Raw genomic sequence first — 18448 nt, forward strand, 5'->3', positions numbered from 1 at the left:
TTCATGAGAACTGCTCACTCCGCTCTTGGAAGCGCACCTGAACGGCGGTGATCACCAGGACGATCAGGAACATGATGGTGGCGACCGCGGCGCCGTAGCCCGCCCGGTTGTTGACGAACGTCTCCTGGTAGACCTGGTAGACCATCGTGGTGGTGGACGTGCCGAAGGGCCCGCCGCCGGTCATGACCTGGATGATGTCGAAGACCTGGAACGAGTTCAGCAGCACGGTGATGGACAGGAAGAACGTGGTGGGCCGCAGCTGGGGCAGCGTGATCCGCCAGAAGCGGCGCCAGGCCGGTGTGCCGTCGATCTCGGCGGCCTCGTCCAGGTCGGTGCGGCGCGCCTGCAGCGCGGCCAGGTAGATCACGAAGGTGTAGCCCAGGTTCTTCCACACGTAGGTGACCGTGATCATGAACAGGGCCCAGCCCGGCTCCTGGTAGAAGTTGGGGGACTCCAGGCCCACCCGGCGCAGCAGGTCCTGCACCAGCCCGTAGCTGGGGTCGAAGACGAACTGGAACGCCACGCCCACGGCCGCACCGGAGATCACGTACGGCGCGAACACGAAGGAGCGGACGAAGCCACGTGCCCTGAGCTTCTGGTCCAGCAGCAGTGCGAGTGCGAGCCCGAGGACCATGGACCCCACCACCGCGAACCCCGTGAACACCACAGTGTTCCAGAGGATCTGCCAGCTGACGGGGTCCTTGAACCACTCGACGTAGTTGTCCAGGCCGATGAACGTGGCCTTGGGCGAGGAGATGTTCCAGCTGTAGAAGGACAACCGGATGTTGTCGATCAGCGGCCGGTAGGTGAACACGGCCAGCAGCAGGAGATTGGGGACGATCAGAGCGAACGCCAGGGCTACTTGCTTGGCGTTCCAGCGGCGTCGTCGCCGGACCGTGGCAGGAGGATGGCTGGCGGACGGCGGGGCTCCGCGACCAGCGGGCAGGGATGTACTCACAGGTAATCATCGTGGAGGGTCGTCGTGACGGGCTGGCAAACAGCATCGTGGGTCATCTGTCACTCCGAGTTCGCCTGGCGGCAACCTGGCGCTGCTAGCCGGCACAAGGTTCGCAGCACTGCCGCGCCGGGCCGCGCGAGCCCCCACCCGTCCCGGCCGTCGGGCACAAGTGTGCGCGCGGCCCGGCCCGCGGGAGGGTGGGCCTGGTCCCGACGCGGTGGGCGGGGCCGGTCCCAGCGGGACGGAGGCAGGTGCTAGACAGGAGTCATGGAACTTGTGGAGCAGCTCCCCCGTGACCTCGTGAGCGCACTGGGGGTGAGCGGTGCCCGCAGCCTGAGCGGCGGGGACGGTGCCAACGCCTTCCGGCTGGAGACCGGCGACGGTCCGGTCTTCGCCAAGACCATGCGGAATCCGGCCTCCGGGGTGCTTCCCCTGGAGGCCGCGGCCCTGGAGAAGCTGCGGGCAGTGGCACCCGAGGAGGTCCTTGTCCCAGCCGTGTGCTTCGTGTCGGAGGAGGCTCTGGCGCTGGAGTGGATCGAGGAGGCGCACGGGGCGCCGGATCGGGCCACCGAACGCAGCTTCGGCATCGGGCTCGCGGCGGTCCACGCGGCTCCCGCTTCGCTTCGCTCGCGTGCTGGAGCTGGCCCGCTCACGCGGCTGGGCGCTCGTCGCCATTGATCTGGGAGTGGACACCAGCACACCGACCGGCGAGCTTGTGGCCAATGTGATGATGTCGGTAGCCCAGTGGGAGCGCCGGGTGATCGGTGAACGCACCAGCGCGGCGATGCAAGCCGCCAAGCGTCAGGGGCGACACATGGGCCGCGTGTCGGTGCTGCCCCCGGCCACGGGCGACCGGCTGCTGGCGCTGCGGAGCACGCGCACCCTCGCCGCTGCGGCTGCCGCGCTCAACGCCGAGGGGCACACCACGGCTACCGGCCTCCCCTGGACTGTCAATGGCGTGGCCAAGGCCCAGCGCCGACTCATCGCGCACCAGCAGACAACCGCGCTCGCGGCGTGACTACACTCGGCCGCATGACGACGATCTACACCACGAACGAGTGGAGCGGGTACGGCAAGCAGAACTACTACTGGAACGAGTACCGGCTCGAAGGCGACACCGTCGTCAAGTACAAGTGCAACCGCTTCAAGTTCTTCGATGGCGATGAGAGCACTTGGCAGCGCGGCGAGACGTCCGAGGCATCCTGGGCGGTCGACGATCCGAACCTGCCCGAGTGGCTGAGACAGTACATCTAGTTGTTGTGGGGCATGAGGTTCTTGGCACGAGTGGTGGGGTGATGTGAGACGAGCGGGCTCTACCCCGCAGGATGGAAGTTCCTCAACAACCCATCCGCGAGAAAGCAGAGCCCGCTCATGACTCACGCTAATGCACCCCCGACCCCGACCGGTCGTCTACGCATGGTGTGGGGCTGCTGCACGGTGAGGTGACAGTTGTAGTGTCAAGCCGCGAGTGAAGCGCCCTGGGTTTCGTTCCGTGGTTATAACGCAACGGGCGCTGCGTCGTGGTTGTGAGGGTAGGCGGTTTCCGTCTCGACCGGAGTGGCGTACCCGAGGGCCTCGTGCAGCCGGGTCGTGTTCCACCAGTGGACCCAGCCCATCGCGGCCACTTCCACCGCCTCGGTGGACTCCCACACCCGTTTCGCGTGGATGAGTTCGGCTTTGTAGAGCCCGTTGACTGTCTCGGCTAAGGCATTGTCGTAGGAATCCCCGACCGTGCCCACCGAGGCGCTCACACCAGCGGCGATCAGCGCATCAGAGTAGGCCAGACTGACGCCCTGGGAGCCCCGATCGGAATGGACGATGCAACCGGCCACGTCATCGCGCCGCGTGGCCGCATTGACCAGTGCGTTCACCGCGAGGTGGGCCTTCATCCGGGGGTCGATGGAGTAGCCCACGATCCGCCCGGAGAATGCGTCCTTGATCGCGCAGAGATAGAGTTTTCCCTCATCAGTTCAGTGTTCCGTGATGTCGGTGAACCAGAGCTCGTTGAGGTCATCCGCGGTGAAGTCTCGCTTCACGAGGTCCTCGTGAACGGGAGGGCCGGGGCGCTTGCCGTTCTTCCCTCGTTTCTTCCCGAAGACCGACCACCACTCGTTGTCTCGGCAGATCCGCCACGCGGTCCGCTCACACATCGCCTCGCCGGCCGCGTGGGCTTCTGTGACCACGAACCGGGATCCGAACTCGGGGTCATCGCGGTGGGCATCGAACAAGGCGTTCGCGCGGTATGCCTCGATTAGTTCCGAGGCGGTGACCTGGTGTTTCAGCCACCGGTAGTAGGGCTGGCGGGAGAGCTTCAAAACCCGCAAGGACACCGCGACGGGAATCCCGTTGACGGCGGGCTCTCTCACGAGCGGTGGGGGTACCTGCCGCTTGCGGGGGTAGAGCCTTTTGACGGCAGGTTCGCCTGGGACAGGTACGCAGCCGCGCGGCCCAGGGCCTCGTTCTCCTGCTCAAGAAGCCGGATGCTCCTGCGCGCGTCGCGCAGCTCTGAGGACTCCTCGGGGGTTCTTCTGGAACGGTTGCCGTCCTCGATATCGGTTTGGCGTAGCCATTTGTGGAGAGTCATCTCGTGAACGCCGAATTCACGAGCGATCTGCGCGAGCGTGATGCCATCCTCGTGGGCGCGCCCCACACGAACGACGTCTTCGCGGCACTCTCGGGGATATGGGGCGGGCATGGTGCCCATCCTTCCAGGCCACCCGGCGGGCAAGCCAGATCGGATGTCACCCCACCGTGCAGCAGTCCCGAGTTGAGCGATGAGTGGTGCCCGTTCACGACCGGTGCTAGACAGGATTCATGGCACCTCTCGACCAGCTACCCCCGGACCTCGTGAGCGCACTGGGGGTGAGCGGTGCCCGCAGCCTGAGCGGCGGGGACGGTGCCAACGCCTTCCGGCTGGAGACCGGCGACGGTCCGGTCTTCGCCAAGACCATGCGGAATCCGGCCTCCGGGGTGCTTCCCCTGGAGGCCGCGGCCCTGGAGAAGCTGCGGGCAGTGGCACCCGAGGAGATCAGCGTTCCGGCCGTGCGCTTCGTGTCGGAGGAGGCCCTGGCGCTGGAGTGGATCGAGGAGGCGCACGGGGCTCCGGACCGGGCCACCGAACGCAGCCTCGGCATCGGGCTCGCGGCGGTCCACGCGGCTCCCGCTCCGCACGTGGGCTGGCTGGGCCCGGAGCTGCCGGAGCGCATCGGATCCGCGCCGGTGGACCTCACCCCCACGGACGACTGGGCGGACTTCCTGCTGGAGCGGCGGATCGAGCCCCTCCTGCGGCAGGCCGTGGACGCCGGGAACCTGGACCCGGCGGCGTCGGCGCTGCTGGAGTCGCTGGCTCCGCGGGCGGCCGAGCTGGCAGGTCCGCCCGAGTCCCCGAGCCTGCTGCACGGTGATCTCTGGGCCGGCAACCGCTTGGTGGACGCCTCCGGGGGCAACTGGCTGATCGACCCGTCCTCGTTCTACGGCCACCGCGAGTACGACCTTGCCATGATGCAGCTCTTCGGTGGCTTCGGCCGCGAGTGCTTCGCCGCGTACGACGACGCCCACCCCCTCGCGGACGGCTGGCATGAGCGGGTGCCGTGGTACCAGCTGCCTCCGCTGCTCATCCACGCGATCCGCTTCGGTGGCGGCTACGGGGCGTCCGTGATGAGCGCGCTGCGCCGTCTGGGGTGAGTGCCGCCTCGCGGGCGGGTCCCGTGGCGTTGGACACGGCTCCCGCCCGTACAGCATGATGCTTACTAGATTGTCTAGTTATCGGTGACGCGAGGTGGAGCATGGCGCAGAGTGCCGCGGGGTTGCTGGCCGCCGGGCCCGAGGCCCGTGCTCTGCGCCGGGTGATCACGCTCAACCACGAGATCGACCACCAGCTGCAGCGGATCATGGGCCTGAAGGAGACGGACTTCTCGGCCATGGCCCTTCTGATGCGCCGCCCCATGGGCCCCACGGAGCTGGCGCGGGCGCTGCACATCACCACGGCATCGGCCACGGCCATGGTGGACCGGCTGGTCCGGGCGGGGCACGTGGTGCGTGAACCCCATCCCGAGGACCGCCGCCGCATGACAGTGCGGGCCGTGGAGCGCTCCACGGCAGAGGTGGCCGCGCAGGTCGCCCCCATGGTCGCCATGGTCGAGGAGGAGCTCGCGACCCTCGATGAGCCCGGCCGCCGCGCGGTGCTGCAGTTCCTCACGGGGATGGTCACCCGCATGGAGGACCACCTGGAGCAGCTGTGCGGGCGCCCGGCAGCGGCCGCGGCGGGTGGGCCCGTGTGTCCGGTCCACGCGGAGGAGTCCTCGTGACGGGCTCCGCGCGCGATCTTCCCGAGGTCCCCGCGGGGGGCACCCCCGTGACCGCAGGTCCCCGTACCGCCTCCGGCCACGACGCCGCATGGCTCCCTTTCCGCGCCGCCGTCCTGCGCGAGCTGGAGGACTTCTTCGCATCGCCCGCCCACCGCGTGCCCTGCAGCCCGGGGTTTCCGCTGCTGTGGGAGCGGATCCGGGAGCAGCTGGCGGGCGGCAAGCTCATCCGCCCGCGCCTGACGCTCATCGCGTGGCGCTCCTTCGCCCGGGTTTCCGGCGGGGGCGCCGCCGCGCAGGTTCCGGACGCGTCCTGCGTGCGGCTGGCGGCGTCGTTCGAGATGCTGCACGCGGCGCTGCTGGTGCACGACGACGTGGTGGACCGGGACTGGCGCCGCCGGGGCCGCCCCACGGTGGGCGAGCTGTTCCGCCGGGACGCCGTGGCGGCCGGTGCGAGCCCGGAGGAGGCGGAGCACGCGGGGGAGTCCGCGGCGATCCTCGCCGGGGACCTGCTGCTCTCGGGCGCGCTGCGACTGGCCACCACGTGCACCGAGGATCCGCGGCGTTCCCGCGCCGTGGCGGACGTGGTGTTCGAGGCCGTGACCGCCTCGGCGGCCGGAGAGCTGGACGATCTGCTGCTGTCCCTGCGCCGCTTCGGTGCGGGGCACCCGGGCGTGCAGGACATCCTGGACATGGAGCGTCTCAAGACGGCCACGTACTCGTTCGAGGCCCCGTTGCGCGCGGGGGCCCTGCTCGCGGGCGCGGCGGCGGAGGACGCGGAGCGGCTGGCCCGCGCGGGTGCGCTGCTGGGCGTGGGCTACCAGGTGGTCGACGACGTCCTGGGCACCTTCGGGGACCCGGAGGTCACGGGCAAGTCCGTGGACGCGGACCTGCGCTCGGGCAAGGCCACCGTGCTCACGGCCCACGGGATGCAGGTCCCGCGGACCCGCCGGGTGCTCGGGCAGCTCGCGTCGGGCACCGCCACGGTGGAGCGTGCGCGGGAGGCGCTGGCGGCGTCGGGTGCGCGGGAGGCCGCCGTGGAGCTGGCCACCGACCTGGTGGGGCAGGCCCGCGAGCTCCTGGACGGGCTGGCCCTGCCGGAGGATGAACGCGCCCAGCTGGACAGCCTGTGCCACCACGTCCTGAACCGAGACTCGTAGTGAGGACCCCCATGACCGCTCCGGACGCGCAGGCGTTCGCGCCGCTGCGCCTGTACACCGGCACCGCCCTGACGGCCTCCGGGCGGGTGATCGGCGAGTACTCCACCTCGTTCTCCCTGGCCTGCCGCACCCTGCCGGGTCCGGTGCGCCGGGACATCGCCGGGATCTACGCGCTCGTGCGCGTGGCGGACGAGGTGGTGGACGGCACCGCCCGGGCCGCGGGCCTGGACGCCGCGCAGGTGCGCGCCGCGCTGGACGACTACGAGGCGGCCGTGGACCGGGCACTGGACACCGGGTTCGCCACGGACCTGGTGGTCCACGGCTTCGCGGACGTGGCCCGCCGCCACGGCTTCGGGCGCGAGCTGACCGCCCCGTTCTTCGCCTCGATGCGCGCGGACCTGGAGGTCGCGGAGCACGACGGCGCCTCGTTGGAGTCCTACATCTACGGTTCCGCGGAGGTGGTGGGCCTGATGTGCCTGGCCGTGTTCATGGACATGCCCGGAACCCTCGCGGACACCCCCGCCCAGCGCGAGCTGCTGACGGACTGCGCCCGTCGGCTGGGCGCGGCGTTCCAGAAGGTCAACTTCCTGCGGGACCTTGGCGCGGACCACGACCAGCTGGGGCGCACGTACTTCCCCGGCGCGGACCCCGAGCACCTCACCGAGGCGCAGAAGACCGAGCTGCTCGCGGACCTCACCGCGGACCTCGACGCCGCCGTGCCCGGCATCCTCGCCCTGGACCGGCGCGCTCGCCGCGCGGTGGCCATGGCCCACGGGCTGTTCGGGGAGCTCGCGCGCCGGATCGAGCGGGTTCCCGCCCATGAGCTGACGCGGCGCCGGATCAGCGTGCCCACCGCGGTGAAGCTGCGGATCGCCGCGCGTTCCCTGTCGAACACGGAGGTGACGGCGTGAACCGGAAAGACCACGAGCACCAGGGCGGAGCACACATGGCCACGACGAGCACGAACGAGACCACGAGCACGCACACGGCTCACGGCGGCGGGGGTGCCCCGCGGACGGTCGTGGTCGGTGGCGGGTTCGCGGGGCTCGCCACCGCGGGACTGCTGGCCCGGGACGGGCACCGGGTGACCCTGCTGGAGCAGCGGGACACCCTGGGTGGGCGCTCCGGGCGCTGGTCCGCGGAGGGGTTCACGTTCGACACCGGCCCCAGCTGGTACCTCATGCCCGAGGTCATCGACCGGTGGTTCCGGCTCATGGGCTCGAGCGCCGCCGAGCAGCTGGACCTGCGCCGCCTGGACCCCGGCTACCGCACGTTCTTCGAGCAGCACCTGGACGAGCCGCCCACGGACGTGCGCGCCGGGCACGCGGAAGAGCTGTTCGAGCAGCTCGACCCCGGCTCCTCCGAGGCCCTGCGGGAGTACCTGGACTCGGGTGCGGAGGTGTACGAGCTGGCCAAGAAGCACTTCCTGTACACCAACTTCTCCCGCCCCACGGACCTCGCGCGCACCGAGGTGCTGCGCAACCTGCCGCGGCTGGGCGGGCTGCTGAGCTCGTCCATGAAGAGCTATGTGGCGGCCCGGTTCCGGGACCCGCGGCAGCGCCAGATCCTGGGCTACCCCGCCGTGTTCCTGGGCGCCTCCCCGGACACCGCCCCAGCGATGTACCACCTCATGAGCCACCTGGACCTCACCGACGGGGTGCAGTACCCCGTGGGCGGGTTCGCGGCGCTCGTCGACGCCATGGAACGCCTCGTGCGCGCGGCCGGGGTGGAGATCGTCACCGGTGCCGCGGTCAGCGGCATCGAGGTCTCGTCCGCACGACCCTCGCCGCGGTCCCTCGCGCGTGCGGCCCGCGCACGACGCCGCTCGGCCGGCTCCGTGACCGGGGTGACCTACCGCGTGGGGGAGCCGGGCGGCGTCGGCGAGGTCAGGGTCCCCGCGGACGTGGTGATCGGTGCCGCGGACCTGCACCACCTGCAGACCCGCCTGCTGCCGGAGCGTTTCCGGGCGCCGGAGACCCGGTGGACGCACCGTGACCCCGGGCCCTCCGGGGTGCTGGTGTGCCTGGGCGTGCGGGGGAAGCTGCCGCAGCTCGTGCACCACAACCTGCTGTTCACCGCGGACTGGGACGACAACTTCGGGCGCATCGCGGACGGCTCGCCGCTCGCGGAGCAGACCTCGATCTACGTGTCCATGACCTCGGCCACCGATCCGGGCACCGCACCCGACGGGGACGAGAACCTGTTCATCCTGGTGCCCTCCCCGGCGGTGCCGGAGTGGGGCCGCGGCGGGGTCCGCACCCCCGAAATGGACGAGCCCGGTTCCCCGCAGGTGGAGCGGGTGGCGGACGCCGCGATCGCGCAGCTCGCACGCTGGGCGGACATCCCGGACCTTGCCGAGCGGATCGTGGTGCGCCGCACCTACGGCCCCGAGGACTTCGAGGCGCAGTTCAACGCGTGGCGCGGTTCCATGCTGGGCCCGGGCCACACGCTGCGGCAGTCGGCGCTGTTCCGCCCGGGTGTCACGGACCCGGGGATCGCGGGCCTCTTCTACGCGGGGTCCTCGGTGCGCCCGGGGATCGGCGTGCCCATGTGCCTGATCTCCTCCGAGGTGGTCCGGGACGCGGTCCGGGGACACGGGGGCCGCTGATGTACCTGGCCGTTCTGCTCGTGCTCCTGGGGTGCTTCGCGCTGCTCGACCGGCGCTGGGGTCTGTTCTTCTGGTCCGGGAACCCGCTGCGCGCGTGGCTCGTGCTGCTCGCGGGGACGGTGTTCTTCCTGGCCTGGGACCTCGTTGGGATCGCCAACGGCCTGTTCTGGCACGGCGAGAACTCGCTGACCCTGGGCATCTTCGTGGCCCCCGAGCTGCCCCTGGAAGAGGTCTTCTTCCTCGCGTTCCTGGGCTACCAGACCATGGTCTACGTGCTGGGCGCGCCCGTGCTGTGGCGCTGGCTGCGGTCCCGCGCGGCGGGGCACCCCAGCGCCGGGGACGCCGTGGCACGTGCGGCAGAGACGAGCCGCACACCACCGACGGGAGAACGTTCATGACGTACTGGGGTGTGAACGCGATCTTCCTGGGGATCGCCGTGGTGGTGCTCGCGGTGGCGGTGCTGCTGCGCCGTCCGGGACGACTGTTCTGGGTTTCGCTCGCGGGGGCCGCGGTGCTGCTCGTGGTCCTCACGGCGGTGTTCGACAACGTCATGATCGCCTCCGGGATCATGACGTACACGGAGCAGAACATTTCCGGAGTGCGGATCGGACTCGCGCCGCTCGAGGACTTCGCCTACCCCGTGGCGGGTGTACTGCTGCTGCCCGCGCTGTGGCTGCTGCTGGGCTGGGAACGGGAGGGGGCGGCGTCGTCCCCCGGCGCGCCCGGTGGCAAGGAGGGGAGTGGACGTGCTCACTAGGCTGTTCTGGGCCTCGCGCCCCCTGAGCTGGGTCAACACGGCCTACCCGTTCGCGGCGGCCGTGCTGCTGACCGGTGGGCTGCCGTGGTGGCTGGTGGTGCTGGGCACCGTGTTCTTCCTGGTGCCCTACAACCTGGCGATGTACGGCATCAACGACGTCTTCGACTACGAGTCCGACCTGCGCAACCCCCGCAAGGGAGGCGTGGAGGGCGCGGTGGTGGACCGGGCGGCGCAGCGGCCCGTGCTGCTGGCGTCCTGCCTGCTGCCGGTGCCGTTCGTCCTGGTGCTCGCGGGCTGGGGCGTGGCCACGGGAAACTGGGTCTCACTCGCGGTGCTCGCGGTGTCCCTGTTCGCGGTGGTCGCCTACTCGTGGGCGGGGCTGCGGTTCAAGGAGCGCCCGTTCCTGGACGCGATGACCTCCGCCACGCACTTCGTCTCTCCGGCCGTGTACGGGCTGGCGCTCGCGGGCACGGAGTTCACCGGCGGGCTGTGGGCCCTGCTGGCCGGGTTCTTCCTGTGGGGCATGGCCTCGCAGATGTTCGGGGCGGTGCAGGACGTGGTCCCGGACCGCGAGGGCGGGCTGGGCTCCGTGGCCACCGTGCTGGGCGCCCGCCCCACGGTGTGGCTCTCCGCGGGGCTGTACGCGCTCGCCGGGATCCTGATGCTGTGCACCGAGTGGCCCGGTCAGCTGGCCGCGCTGCTCGCGGTGCCGTACCTGCTCAACGCCTTGCGCTTCCGCGGCGTCACGGACGCCGACTCCGGGCGCGCGAACGCCGGGTGGAGGACGTTCCTGTGGTTGAACTACCTCACGGGGTTCCTGGTGACCATGCTGCTGATCTGGTGGTCCCAGGTCCGCGGCTGAGGACCGCTCGCCGCGTGGTGCAGACTGTCAGCGCGTGCGGCGCTCCAGGCGCCGGAGCTGCTGCTCCTGGTGGTCGTGGCCGAACCACTCGTAGCCCACCACCGTGGGCAGCGTGGCGGCCGCGACCACCAGCAGGCACCAGCCCATGGGCACGCCCCACCACGCGAGCAGGGGGCCCGTGGCGGCGAGCGCGAGCGTGATCAGGATGAGCACGATGTGGCGCAGGTCCGCCTCCGGCACGAACACCGTGTACAGCCCGTAGAAGCCCAGGTAGAACACCAGCAGCGGCACCCCCACGAACAGCACGGCGAGCTCGGGGGAGGCCTCCTCCGGGTGGGCCAGCGCGGCGCCGGCCACGTGCAGACCGGCGCCCATGGCGGCGATGGCGCCCAGGATCACCAGGTGCAGGACAGTGAAGATCCCCGCCACCGACGGCCGGGCCGCGAGCGCCCTGCCGAAGTCCACACCGAAGTAGCTCCACCACACGCCGAACGTGAGACCGAGCCCGGCGGCGACCACCAGGACGGGCTGCAGCGTCCAGCCGCCCTCCTCGGGCAGGGCGGTCTGCAGCGCGGCAATGGTTCCCACGACGCTCTCGCCGAGGGTGATGATCGCGATGAGCCCGAAGCGCTCCGCGAGGTGGTGGGGGTGCCACGGGGCCTGCTGGCTGCCGCCGGGCAGCAGGTGGCCCAGGAACTCGAAGCCCACCAGTACGAGCCCGGCGCCCACGAACACGGGCCACGTGGTGGGGAACACCGCGGTCAGGGTCCAGCCGATCTGCGCCACCACGGTCCAGAGGATCACCACGCCCGCGCGGTGCCGGTGCTCGGGAACCCTGAGGTAGACGCGCAGCCACTGTGCCAGCAGCCCCAGGCGCATCACGATGTACCCGGCCACCATGGGCCCGTTGTGCACGTGCTCCTCGTGGAGGGACTCGAAGAACGGCGGGATCCCCAGCGCCAGGATCACCACCCCGGCCATCTGCACCATGGTGGACAGCCGCTGCAGCCAGTCGTCGGTGTCGAACGCGGAGGAGAACCACGTGTTGCCCACCCACGCCCACACCACGGCGAACATGGCCACGCTGAACGCGAGCACCCCGCCGGCCACGTTGCCCGTCTCCACCTGGTGCGCGAGCGCCACACCGGCCTGGGAGAACGCCGCCACGAACACGAGGTCGTACAGCAGTTCCAACGGGGTGGCGGTCCGGTGCGCCTCGGTGCGGTCCCGGGCGCTGATGCGGCGCAGGCCGTGGGGCGCAGGGGTGCTCTCCGCGGGGGTGTGGGTCATGGGAGTCATCGTAGGGTGCGGCCCAGGCGCGCGAGAATTTACGGTGCCGCGCGCGGCGGAGGCGGCGCAGCGGCGTCGTTGTCATGGCGGCGCGGCACCGGGCCGTGCGGTGTGGGGCCGCGCAGTGCGCTCCCGGCGGCGTGCGGGCGGTGCGCGGAACTCCCCGCCGTGCACGACGCCGCCCTCACGTGCGTGCCGGACTCCCTCGCCTGAACTCCGGGCTCAGGACCAGGCGCGCGCGAGCAGCTCCATGGACTGCAGGACGTCCGGCTGGCGCGTGGACAGCGGCGAGATCATGAGCTCGTCCGCGTCCGCGTGGTCCGCGAAGCGGTGCAGGTAGTCCACCACGGTGTCCGGGGTGCCCACGCCCATGTAGCTGAGCATGTGCAGGATCTGGGACGCGGCGGGCGAGGCCATGACCATGTCCATCTCCTCGTCCGTGAACTCGCGGCCGCGGCCCAGCATGAGCTTCACGCGGGCCCGCTGCGTGGCCTCGAGCTGGCGCGCGGCGTCCTGTGCGTCCTCGGAGACGATCACGTTCACCGCCGCGATCACGTACGGCTCCGCGAGCTGCTCGGAGGGCTGGAACTGGGAGCGGTAGGCCGCCACGGCATCCACCAGTGCGTCCGGGGCGAAGTGCGAGGCGAACGCGTACGGCAGGCCGTAGGCCGCCGCGAGCTGGGCGCCGAACAGCGAGGAGCCCAGGATGGTCAGCGGCACGTTCGTGCCCGCACCGGGCACCGCGCGCACCCCCGGGATCAGCGACTCGTCCCGCAGGAAGCCCTGCAGCTCCCTGACGTCCTGGGGGAAGTTCTCTGCGGCCTCGGGAGCACGGCGCAGCGCCTGCAGGGTGCGCGGGTCCGTGCCGGGCGCGCGCCCCAGGCCGAGGTCGATGCGCCCGGGGTACAGCTCCGCGAGCGTGCCGAACTGCTCGGCGACCACCAGCGGGGAGTGGTTGGGCAGCATCACGCCGCCGGAACCGAGCCGGATGCTCTCGGTGCGCGCCGCGATGTGGGAGATCAGCACCGCGGGAGCGGAGGACGCAATGGTGGGGGCGTTGTGGTGCTCGGAGTACCAGACGCGCTGGTAGCCCAGGCGTTCGACGTGCTGGGCGAGGGTCACGGAGTCCGCGAACGTCTCGCGCAGCGGCTGGTTCTCCCGCACGGTGGCGAAGTCGATGACGGACAGGGGCAGGGACATGGCAGGACCTTTCCAGACGAAAGCTTGCTGTGGAAATAACGGGACTGGTGGGCGTGGTATTCCGCGGGGGAGTCCGTGTGTGGGTGTCGGAGTGCGGTCCTACGCTCGGGCCATGTCCGAGTACGAGGTCGAGGAGCTCTTCACCGTCCCGCGCTCACGCCGCGTGCTGGCACCCGGTGCGGTGCACGTGCCCGACTGGCTGGACACCGGGTGCCAGCAGCAGCTGGTCACGGTCTGCCGGGAGTGGGTGCGAGCTGCTCCCATGAAGCACCAGGTCATGCCCGGGGGCGGGCGGATGTCCGTGCAGTCGGTCATGCTCGGCACGCGCGAGCCCTACCGCTACGGCGCTGCCGCGGGCCCGCGCCTGCCCGAGCTGCCGGAGTGGCTCGTGGCGCTCGGCACCCGCGCGGTGGCGGAGGCCTACGGGCCGGGCGCGGACGACGACGCCGCGGGGCCGGTGGCCGCGTCCGACCCGGACCCCGTGGCCTTCGACGGCATCGATCGGGTGGTGCGCGAGCACCGCCCGGACTCTGCGCTGGTCAACTTCTACGACGACGCCGCCCACATGGGCATGCACCAGGACAAGGACGAGTTCTCCGCCGCGCCCATCGTGTCCCTCTCGCTCGGGGACACGTGCATGTTCCGTTTGGGCAACACCGAGACCCGCACGGCGCCGTACCAGGACGTGGAGCTGCGTTCCGGGGACCTCTTCGTGTTCGGCGGACCGTCCCGGTACGCGTTCCACGGTGTGCCCAAGGTGCTGCCGGGGACCGGCGGGCGCCAGCTGGGGCTCAAGAACGGCGGGCGGCTGAACATCACGCTGCGCATGACGGGTGGCCGCGGCGGCAGGTGACGGGACACGGGTGCCGCCGCCGGGGAGGGCCAGGACCGGCGCGGGACGACCAGCTGCACGTGGGCGTGACGTGGTGGACACGGGGTGGGGCGCGCGCGGCCGCGGGACTTCGCGGCGGACCTGGCCGGGCGGCGTCGTGGGTGACGGTGACACACTGGGCCCATGCAGATCGAACCCGTGGATCCGAACCCGGCCGAGGCCCAGGTGGAGCGCTACCGCACCCTGGCCGCCGAGCACGCCTCGGGGGTGGGGGTGGTGTGCTCCCGGTACCGGGGCAAGGACCACGCGATTACGGTGACCGCCTTCGCGGACGTCTCCTACGACCCGCCCACCATGCTGGTGTGCCTGTACGACATGGGCCGGATGTGCGAGGCCGTGGAGAGCAGCGGAACGTGGACGCTGTCCCTGCTGGCCTCGGATCAGCGCCCCGTGGCCAACTGGCTCGCGAGTCCCGGCAACCCCGTGGACGGGTTGCTGGACACCGTCCCGTTCCACCGCACCCAGCGCACGGGCACCCCGGTGATCGACGGCTGCCTGAGCTGGTTCGAGCTGGATACCGTCTCCGCGCACACGGCGGCCACGCACCTGGTGGTGGTGGGCAGGGTCACCGCGATGGGCCGCGGTGCGGGGGCCGGTTCCACGGACCGTCCCCTGATCCACTACGCCAGGGAGTACAAGACCATCGGATGACATGAAACCGGGCGGTACCCCCGACCGCCCGCCCCGGGCCGATCCTTGGCAGCGCGCGGACGAAATGGCCCCGAGCGCGTGGCACCTGTGGGGCGAACGGCGGAGTTGCAGGTGCGAATCTGTCCCCCAAGGTGGCGCCGCTCTGCGCCGTGTGGCCCAGAATGTGGACCCTGAGACGGTGTCCTGCGGGCGCTGTCCCTGGCAGGATCGAGAGGAGCAGGGAGAGACAGAGGGCCGGGCCGACGACCCCGGAGCACCGCGGGAGAGGAACCCATGATCATGTCGGAGCGCGTCAGCGAGAGAACCCCCCAGGACACCACACCGCAGAGCGGGGCGGAGTTGGAGGGTGTGCCCGCCACGGGGCGGGAGGCCGAAAGCGTGGCGGCGCACGCCGTGGATCTCGTGGCCCCCACGGAGGCGCTGCAAAGCGATCCCGGACTCACCGAGGGGTTCAAGTCCGCGTTCGGCCAGCACCCCGCGGGCATCGCCATCATCACGGTGGCCGGCCCGGAGGGTCCGGTGGGCCTCACGGCGTCCTCGGTGTCCTCGATCTCCGCGGACCCGCCCATCCTGGGGTTCTCCCTGCAGGCCAAGCGCGGCTCCGCCGCGGTGGTGGCCACCGCGGATTCGTTCATCGTCCACTTCCTGGACTCCGACAACGTGGAGCTGGCCCGTTCCTTTGCGATCTCCGGTGCCCCGCGCTTCGGGGAGGACATGGCCTGGGAGACCCTGCCCACGGGTGAACCCCGGCTCACGGATGTGCGCCGCGTGCTGCGCGCCATTCCGCTGGCCCGCATCAAGGCCGGGCCCGCGCTGGTGTTCAACGCCGCGGTGGTGGACGTCCTGGGCGAGGAGGGCTCCGGCAGCCCCCTGGTGTACCACCAGCGCCAGTTCCACGGCCTGAGTCACAACTCGGTGCTGGACCTGCACCTCTAGTCCAGCCAGGGAGGCGCTGCGGCCCCTGCCGGGACCCGCACAGAAAGTTTCTTCGACATACATTGACGCATCATCAAAGTGGGCGTAATTTAGTTTCCGAAGCAAGCAAGTGGTTGGCGCAGCGCCGACCCACGAGACGCGGAGGAACGCACCCATGAACACCCTCGACGGCATGACCACCGGCACCTGGACCCTCGACCCGGCGCACACCGAGGTGGGGTTCTCGGTCCGCCACGCCGGCATCTCCAAGGTCCGCGGCACGTTCGCAGGGGTCTCCGGCGAACTGACCGTGGCCGAGGACGCCGCTCGGTCCACCGGCCGGGTGGAGATCGAGATGGCCTCGGTGGACACCAAGAACGAGGCCCGCGACAACCACGTGCGCTCCGCGGAGTTCTTCGACGTGGAGACCTTCCCGCAGATGAGCTATGACATCACCGGCGTGCACCTGGACGGCGGGGAAGGCACGGTCACGGGCATCCTGACCCTGCGCGGGGTCTCCCGCGAGGTGGAGCTCGAGACGGAGTTCAACGGCGTGGCCGTGGACGCGTTCGGCACCACCCGGGCGGGCTTCACCGCCGCCACCACGATCTCCCGCAAGGAGTTCGGCATCACCTGGAACGCGGCCCTGGAGGCCGGCGGGGTCATGGTCTCGGACAAGGTCCGGATCGACCTGGACGTGGAGTTCACCGCTCCCGGCTCTGCCGCCTGAGACGCTCAGCAGTCTGAGCGGCTCCCCGCCTCAGCGGCTCCGCCCCTGAGCGGTGCGCGTGACGTGCCGGTGCCCCCGATCCTCGACGGGGCGCCGGCACTGCCGTGTCCGGGAACCGCTGCTGTGCGCGGATGCCTCAGCCGTGTCCTGGTGCCGTGGCCCGTGCTCGGGGTCGTGCGCCGTGCGAGCTGACGGGTCTCAGCGCAGCGACTGCACGACGAAGTAGATCAGGGGGACCAGTACGAGCCCCAGCAGCGCGATCCGGCGCACCCGCACTTCCATGCGCGCGGGGTTGATCCGGGGGGTGTGCTCACGGGGACCGGATTCGCTCCCGGTCCGAGAGCCGCCCTCGAGGTCATCGGCCTCCGTGAGGGGCCCCGGTGGCGTCGTCCCGGAGCCCTCGGGGTCGGAGCGGTCCCCGGGGCGCGGGCCCTGAGGCGTGCTCATCGCCACTGCGTGGTCATGATCAGCCCGGCGAGCATGAACCCGAGACCGATGAACAGGTTCCACTCGCCGATCCCCGGGATGGGCACCAGGCCCTGGAACAGGTAGTAGGCGATGATCCACAGCAGCCCCACGATCATCAGGCCGATCATGATCACCTTGAACCACATGGGCGTGGGGCGGTACTCGGTGGCGCGGTGCTCGCGGGCCTCGGCCTTGGCGGCCTTCTCCTCGCGGCGCTTGGCCTGCCGGGCGGCCTTGATGCGGGCCTTGGCCTCCGCCGGGGTCTCCTCCGCGGTGTCCTCGGCGCCCGCGGTGGCGGCCTGCGGGGCGGCGTCGTCCGCGCCGGTGGTGCTCGCCGCATCCGACGACGCCGTGACCGACGTCTGCGCGCTCGTTTTCTTCCCGCGCTTCCTGCGCTTCGTGGAAGGCGTGACCGCGGCGTCGGGCTGGTGGTCGGCTGCGGTGTCCGAGGCGGCTCCGGGGCCCCCGGCGAGCTCGGTGTCCGTGACCGCGTCCCGCGCCGAGACGGAGGTGGAACCGGCCTGGCGGGTGGCCGCACGCTCGAAGGAGGCCGCGGCACTGTTGCGCGGCAGGATCTCCGCGGCGAGGGCGGCGAGCTCGCGGTCCTCCTCCGTGAGGCTGAACTGCTGTGTTTCGTCCTGGGCGTTGCGGGATCTACCGAAGCGCTTCTTGGGCTGCGACACTGCTGATCATTCCTCCTAGCGCGGGAGCGACCCGGCGCCGTGCGGGTGGGTCCGTGGCTCGCGCGGGCGCCCACCGGTGAATTCCGGGGCGGCGGCCCCGGCGTGACATCGCCGTTCAGTCTATCGCCCGCGCGGGCGTAGACTTGCGCGAGTTCTTTCAACCGGTGAACGCGCAGGAGTTCTTGAGTGTCTGTGAAGATCCTCGTCGTGGACAACTACGACAGCTTTGTCTACACGCTGGTGGGCTACCTCCAGCAGCTGGGTGCCCAGACCACCGTGGTGCGCAACGACGACCTCGACGTCCCCGCCGCCACGGCCCTCGCGGGCGAGCACCAGGGCGTGCTGCTCTCACCGGGCCCCGGAGCCCCCGCGGACGCGGGCGTGTGCTCTGACCTGATCCGCTGGGCGGAGCGCACCCGCACCCCGCTGCTCGGCGTGTGCCTGGGCCACCAGGCCCTGGGTGAGGTTTACGGGGCGCGCGTGGGCCACGCGCAGCAGCTCATGCACGGCAAGACCTCCCAGCTGGTGCACCAGGGGGAGAGCGTCTTCGCCGGGGTCCCCTCGCCGTTCACCGCCACCCGGTACCACTCGCTCGCCGTGGCCACGGACACCGTCCCGGACTGCCTGGAGGTCACCGCCACCACGGACGACGGGCAGGTGGTCATGGGGCTCAGGCACCGCACCGCCCCGCTGCACGGCGTGCAGTTCCACCCGGAGTCCGTGCTCACCGAGGGCGGCTACCTCATGCTGGGCAACTGGCTCGAGGAGGTCGGCCAGGACGGTGCCGCAGCCGCTGCCGCGGGGCTGTCCCCGCTCATGACGGCCTGACCCGCTGCGCCGAGTGGCGCCCCGTGCGAGAAGACCCGCGGTCCCCTGAGGGGCCGCGGGTCTTCTGCGTCTGCCGCTGTCTGCCGTTGCGACGAGCCGCCGCGGGAGCGGCCACAGGGCCGGCAACCGTGGCCGGATGGAG

Annotated in this window: 23 protein-coding genes and 1 pseudogene; 16 read left to right on the forward strand and 8 right to left on the reverse strand. The window is 71.0% G+C overall.

Going from position 1 to position 18448, the window contains the following annotated elements; genetic code table 11:
• Position 1: 1 nt before the first annotated feature.
• Complete coding sequence (locus AABM36_RS03680) at positions 2–958, reverse strand: carbohydrate ABC transporter permease (RefSeq protein WP_029603694.1); 957 nt, start codon at positions 956–958, stop codon at positions 2–4.
• Positions 959–1225: 267 nt separating this feature from the next.
• Here AABM36_RS03680 and AABM36_RS03685 point away from each other — a divergent pair, with 267 nt between their 5' ends.
• The 3 genes from AABM36_RS03685 to AABM36_RS03695 are packed head-to-tail and all read left to right on the forward strand — an operon-like array spanning position 1226 to position 2212.
• The gene (locus AABM36_RS03685) at positions 1226–1636 is read left to right on the forward strand and encodes a fructosamine kinase family protein (RefSeq protein WP_019311276.1); all 411 of its coding nucleotides are present in this window, start codon (positions 1226–1228) and stop codon (positions 1634–1636) included.
• Positions 1590–1976 carry a recombinase family protein gene (locus AABM36_RS03690; RefSeq protein WP_237708761.1) on the forward strand — a complete coding sequence of 129 codons (387 nt, stop codon included), beginning with the start codon at positions 1590–1592 and terminating at the stop codon, positions 1974–1976. Before AABM36_RS03685 ends, AABM36_RS03690 begins: the two co-directional genes overlap by 47 nt.
• Positions 1977–1990: 14 nt before the next feature.
• A complete protein-coding gene (locus AABM36_RS03695; RefSeq protein WP_019311278.1) occupies positions 1991–2212 on the forward strand; it encodes a hypothetical protein in 222 nt (73 codons plus the stop codon).
• Between the two features lie 242 nt (positions 2213–2454).
• Here the strand turns inward: AABM36_RS03695 and AABM36_RS03700 are convergent.
• The 3 genes and pseudogenes from AABM36_RS03700 to AABM36_RS03710 all read right to left on the reverse strand — a co-directional run.
• Positions 2455–2910, reverse strand: a pseudogene (locus AABM36_RS03700) (transposase); the annotation flags it as partial.
• An 18-nt stretch (positions 2911–2928) separates the two neighbouring features.
• Positions 2929–3324, reverse strand: a complete 396-nt coding sequence (locus AABM36_RS03705; RefSeq protein WP_019311280.1) for an IS3 family transposase — start codon at positions 3322–3324, stop codon at positions 2929–2931.
• Positions 3321–3662, reverse strand: a complete 342-nt coding sequence (locus AABM36_RS03710; protein ID WP_327062975.1) for a transposase — start codon at positions 3660–3662, stop codon at positions 3321–3323. Before AABM36_RS03710 ends, AABM36_RS03705 begins: the two co-directional genes overlap by 4 nt.
• Before the next feature lie 110 nt (positions 3663–3772).
• On the opposite strand from AABM36_RS03710, the gene AABM36_RS03715 reads away from it, so the two are divergent.
• The 8 genes from AABM36_RS03715 to AABM36_RS03750 all read left to right on the forward strand — a co-directional run bounded on the left by AABM36_RS03715 (position 3773) and on the right by AABM36_RS03750 (position 10649).
• Complete coding sequence (locus AABM36_RS03715) at positions 3773–4642, forward strand: fructosamine kinase family protein (protein WP_423447407.1); 870 nt, start codon at positions 3773–3775, stop codon at positions 4640–4642.
• 101 nt (positions 4643–4743) lie between these two features.
• Positions 4744–5265: a MarR family winged helix-turn-helix transcriptional regulator gene (locus AABM36_RS03720; RefSeq protein WP_235586652.1), complete on the forward strand. Its 522-nt coding sequence runs from the start codon at positions 4744–4746 to the stop codon at positions 5263–5265.
• The gene (locus AABM36_RS03725; RefSeq protein WP_059281473.1) at positions 5262–6422 is read left to right on the forward strand and encodes a polyprenyl synthetase family protein; all 1161 of its coding nucleotides are present in this window, start codon (positions 5262–5264) and stop codon (positions 6420–6422) included. Before AABM36_RS03720 ends, AABM36_RS03725 begins: the two co-directional genes overlap by 4 nt.
• Positions 6423–6433: 11 nt before the next feature.
• Positions 6434–7333 (forward strand): phytoene/squalene synthase family protein, encoded by a 900-nt coding sequence (locus AABM36_RS03730; protein WP_059281472.1) that lies wholly within the window; start codon positions 6434–6436, stop codon positions 7331–7333.
• 35 nt (positions 7334–7368) lie between these two features.
• A complete protein-coding gene (crtI, locus tag AABM36_RS03735; RefSeq protein ID WP_374755808.1) occupies positions 7369–9030 on the forward strand; it encodes a phytoene desaturase family protein in 1662 nt (553 codons plus the stop codon).
• Positions 9030–9428 carry a lycopene cyclase domain-containing protein gene (locus AABM36_RS03740; protein ID WP_065118179.1) on the forward strand — a complete coding sequence of 133 codons (399 nt, stop codon included), beginning with the start codon at positions 9030–9032 and terminating at the stop codon, positions 9426–9428. Before crtI ends, AABM36_RS03740 begins: the two co-directional genes overlap by 1 nt.
• Positions 9425–9787: a lycopene cyclase domain-containing protein gene (locus AABM36_RS03745; protein WP_039101332.1), complete on the forward strand. Its 363-nt coding sequence runs from the start codon at positions 9425–9427 to the stop codon at positions 9785–9787. The genes AABM36_RS03740 and AABM36_RS03745 overlap by 4 nt, the downstream gene beginning before the upstream one ends.
• Complete coding sequence (locus AABM36_RS03750) at positions 9777–10649, forward strand: prenyltransferase (protein WP_039101387.1); 873 nt, start codon at positions 9777–9779, stop codon at positions 10647–10649. The genes AABM36_RS03745 and AABM36_RS03750 overlap by 11 nt, the downstream gene beginning before the upstream one ends.
• Positions 10650–10676: 27 nt before the next feature.
• Here AABM36_RS03750 and AABM36_RS03755 read toward each other — a convergent pair whose 3' ends face one another.
• Positions 10677–11939 (reverse strand): low temperature requirement protein A, encoded by a 1263-nt coding sequence (locus tag AABM36_RS03755; RefSeq protein WP_423447410.1) that lies wholly within the window; start codon positions 11937–11939, stop codon positions 10677–10679.
• 222 nt (positions 11940–12161) lie between these two features.
• Complete coding sequence (locus tag AABM36_RS03760; RefSeq protein WP_019311298.1) at positions 12162–13139, reverse strand: LLM class flavin-dependent oxidoreductase; 978 nt, start codon at positions 13137–13139, stop codon at positions 12162–12164.
• Between the two features lie 112 nt (positions 13140–13251).
• Here AABM36_RS03760 and AABM36_RS03765 point away from each other — a divergent pair, with 112 nt between their 5' ends.
• The 4 genes from AABM36_RS03765 (at position 13252) to AABM36_RS03780 (ending at position 16327) form a co-directional block, all read left to right on the forward strand.
• Positions 13252–13992, forward strand: a complete 741-nt coding sequence (locus tag AABM36_RS03765) for an alpha-ketoglutarate-dependent dioxygenase AlkB family protein (protein WP_029603571.1) — start codon at positions 13252–13254, stop codon at positions 13990–13992.
• A gap of 162 nt (positions 13993–14154) precedes the next feature.
• A complete protein-coding gene (locus AABM36_RS03770; protein ID WP_019311018.1) occupies positions 14155–14682 on the forward strand; it encodes a flavin reductase family protein in 528 nt (175 codons plus the stop codon).
• 273 nt (positions 14683–14955) lie between these two features.
• The gene (locus tag AABM36_RS03775) at positions 14956–15618 is read left to right on the forward strand and encodes a flavin reductase family protein (protein ID WP_259906284.1); all 663 of its coding nucleotides are present in this window, start codon (positions 14956–14958) and stop codon (positions 15616–15618) included.
• A 154-nt stretch (positions 15619–15772) separates the two neighbouring features.
• Entirely contained in the window at positions 15773–16327 is a 555-nt protein-coding gene (locus AABM36_RS03780) for a YceI family protein (protein WP_121566667.1), read from the forward strand.
• A gap of 198 nt (positions 16328–16525) precedes the next feature.
• Here AABM36_RS03780 and AABM36_RS03785 read toward each other — a convergent pair whose 3' ends face one another.
• Both AABM36_RS03785 and AABM36_RS03790 read right to left on the reverse strand, forming a co-directional pair.
• Positions 16526–16774 carry a hypothetical protein gene (locus tag AABM36_RS03785; RefSeq protein WP_259906286.1) on the reverse strand — a complete coding sequence of 83 codons (249 nt, stop codon included), beginning with the start codon at positions 16772–16774 and terminating at the stop codon, positions 16526–16528.
• Positions 16771–17478 carry a cell division protein CrgA gene (locus AABM36_RS03790; RefSeq protein ID WP_423447412.1) on the reverse strand — a complete coding sequence of 236 codons (708 nt, stop codon included), beginning with the start codon at positions 17476–17478 and terminating at the stop codon, positions 16771–16773. The genes AABM36_RS03785 and AABM36_RS03790 overlap by 4 nt, the downstream gene beginning before the upstream one ends.
• A 186-nt stretch (positions 17479–17664) precedes the next feature.
• Here AABM36_RS03790 and AABM36_RS03795 point away from each other — a divergent pair, with 186 nt between their 5' ends.
• Positions 17665–18306 carry an anthranilate synthase component II gene (locus tag AABM36_RS03795; protein WP_019311023.1) on the forward strand — a complete coding sequence of 214 codons (642 nt, stop codon included), beginning with the start codon at positions 17665–17667 and terminating at the stop codon, positions 18304–18306.
• Positions 18307–18448 lie beyond the last annotated feature (142 nt).

Source organism: Kocuria sp. KSNUG (assembly GCF_049532735.1).
GTDB lineage: Bacteria > Actinomycetota > Actinomycetes > Actinomycetales > Micrococcaceae > Kocuria > Kocuria rhizophila.

What these genes read in the sequence shown, in the direction of transcription:
- AABM36_RS03685 (WP_019311276.1), top strand. Translation starts at nt 1,226, where the DNA reads ATGGAACTTGTGGAGCAGCTCCCCCGTGACCTCGTGAGCGCACTGGGG.
- AABM36_RS03695 (WP_019311278.1), top strand. Translation starts at nt 1,991, where the DNA reads ATGACGACGATCTACACCACGAACGAGTGGAGCGGGTACGGCAAGCAG.
- AABM36_RS03710 (WP_327062975.1), bottom strand. Translation starts at nt 3,662, where the DNA reads ATGGGCACCATGCCCGCCCCATATCCCCGAGAGTGCCGCGAAGACGTC.
- AABM36_RS03715 (WP_423447407.1), top strand. Translation starts at nt 3,773, where the DNA reads ATGGCACCTCTCGACCAGCTACCCCCGGACCTCGTGAGCGCACTGGGG.
- AABM36_RS03720 (WP_235586652.1), top strand. Translation starts at nt 4,744, where the DNA reads ATGGCGCAGAGTGCCGCGGGGTTGCTGGCCGCCGGGCCCGAGGCCCGT.
- AABM36_RS03730 (WP_059281472.1), top strand. Translation starts at nt 6,434, where the DNA reads ATGACCGCTCCGGACGCGCAGGCGTTCGCGCCGCTGCGCCTGTACACC.
- crtI (WP_374755808.1), top strand. Translation starts at nt 7,369, where the DNA reads ATGGCCACGACGAGCACGAACGAGACCACGAGCACGCACACGGCTCAC.
- AABM36_RS03740 (WP_065118179.1), top strand. Translation starts at nt 9,030, where the DNA reads ATGTACCTGGCCGTTCTGCTCGTGCTCCTGGGGTGCTTCGCGCTGCTC.
- AABM36_RS03745 (WP_039101332.1), top strand. Translation starts at nt 9,425, where the DNA reads ATGACGTACTGGGGTGTGAACGCGATCTTCCTGGGGATCGCCGTGGTG.
- AABM36_RS03755 (WP_423447410.1), bottom strand. Translation starts at nt 11,939, where the DNA reads ATGACCCACACCCCCGCGGAGAGCACCCCTGCGCCCCACGGCCTGCGC.
- AABM36_RS03760 (WP_019311298.1), bottom strand. Translation starts at nt 13,139, where the DNA reads ATGTCCCTGCCCCTGTCCGTCATCGACTTCGCCACCGTGCGGGAGAAC.
- AABM36_RS03765 (WP_029603571.1), top strand. Translation starts at nt 13,252, where the DNA reads ATGTCCGAGTACGAGGTCGAGGAGCTCTTCACCGTCCCGCGCTCACGC.
- AABM36_RS03770 (WP_019311018.1), top strand. Translation starts at nt 14,155, where the DNA reads ATGCAGATCGAACCCGTGGATCCGAACCCGGCCGAGGCCCAGGTGGAG.
- AABM36_RS03775 (WP_259906284.1), top strand. Translation starts at nt 14,956, where the DNA reads ATGATCATGTCGGAGCGCGTCAGCGAGAGAACCCCCCAGGACACCACA.
- AABM36_RS03780 (WP_121566667.1), top strand. Translation starts at nt 15,773, where the DNA reads ATGAACACCCTCGACGGCATGACCACCGGCACCTGGACCCTCGACCCG.
- AABM36_RS03785 (WP_259906286.1), bottom strand. Translation starts at nt 16,774, where the DNA reads ATGAGCACGCCTCAGGGCCCGCGCCCCGGGGACCGCTCCGACCCCGAG.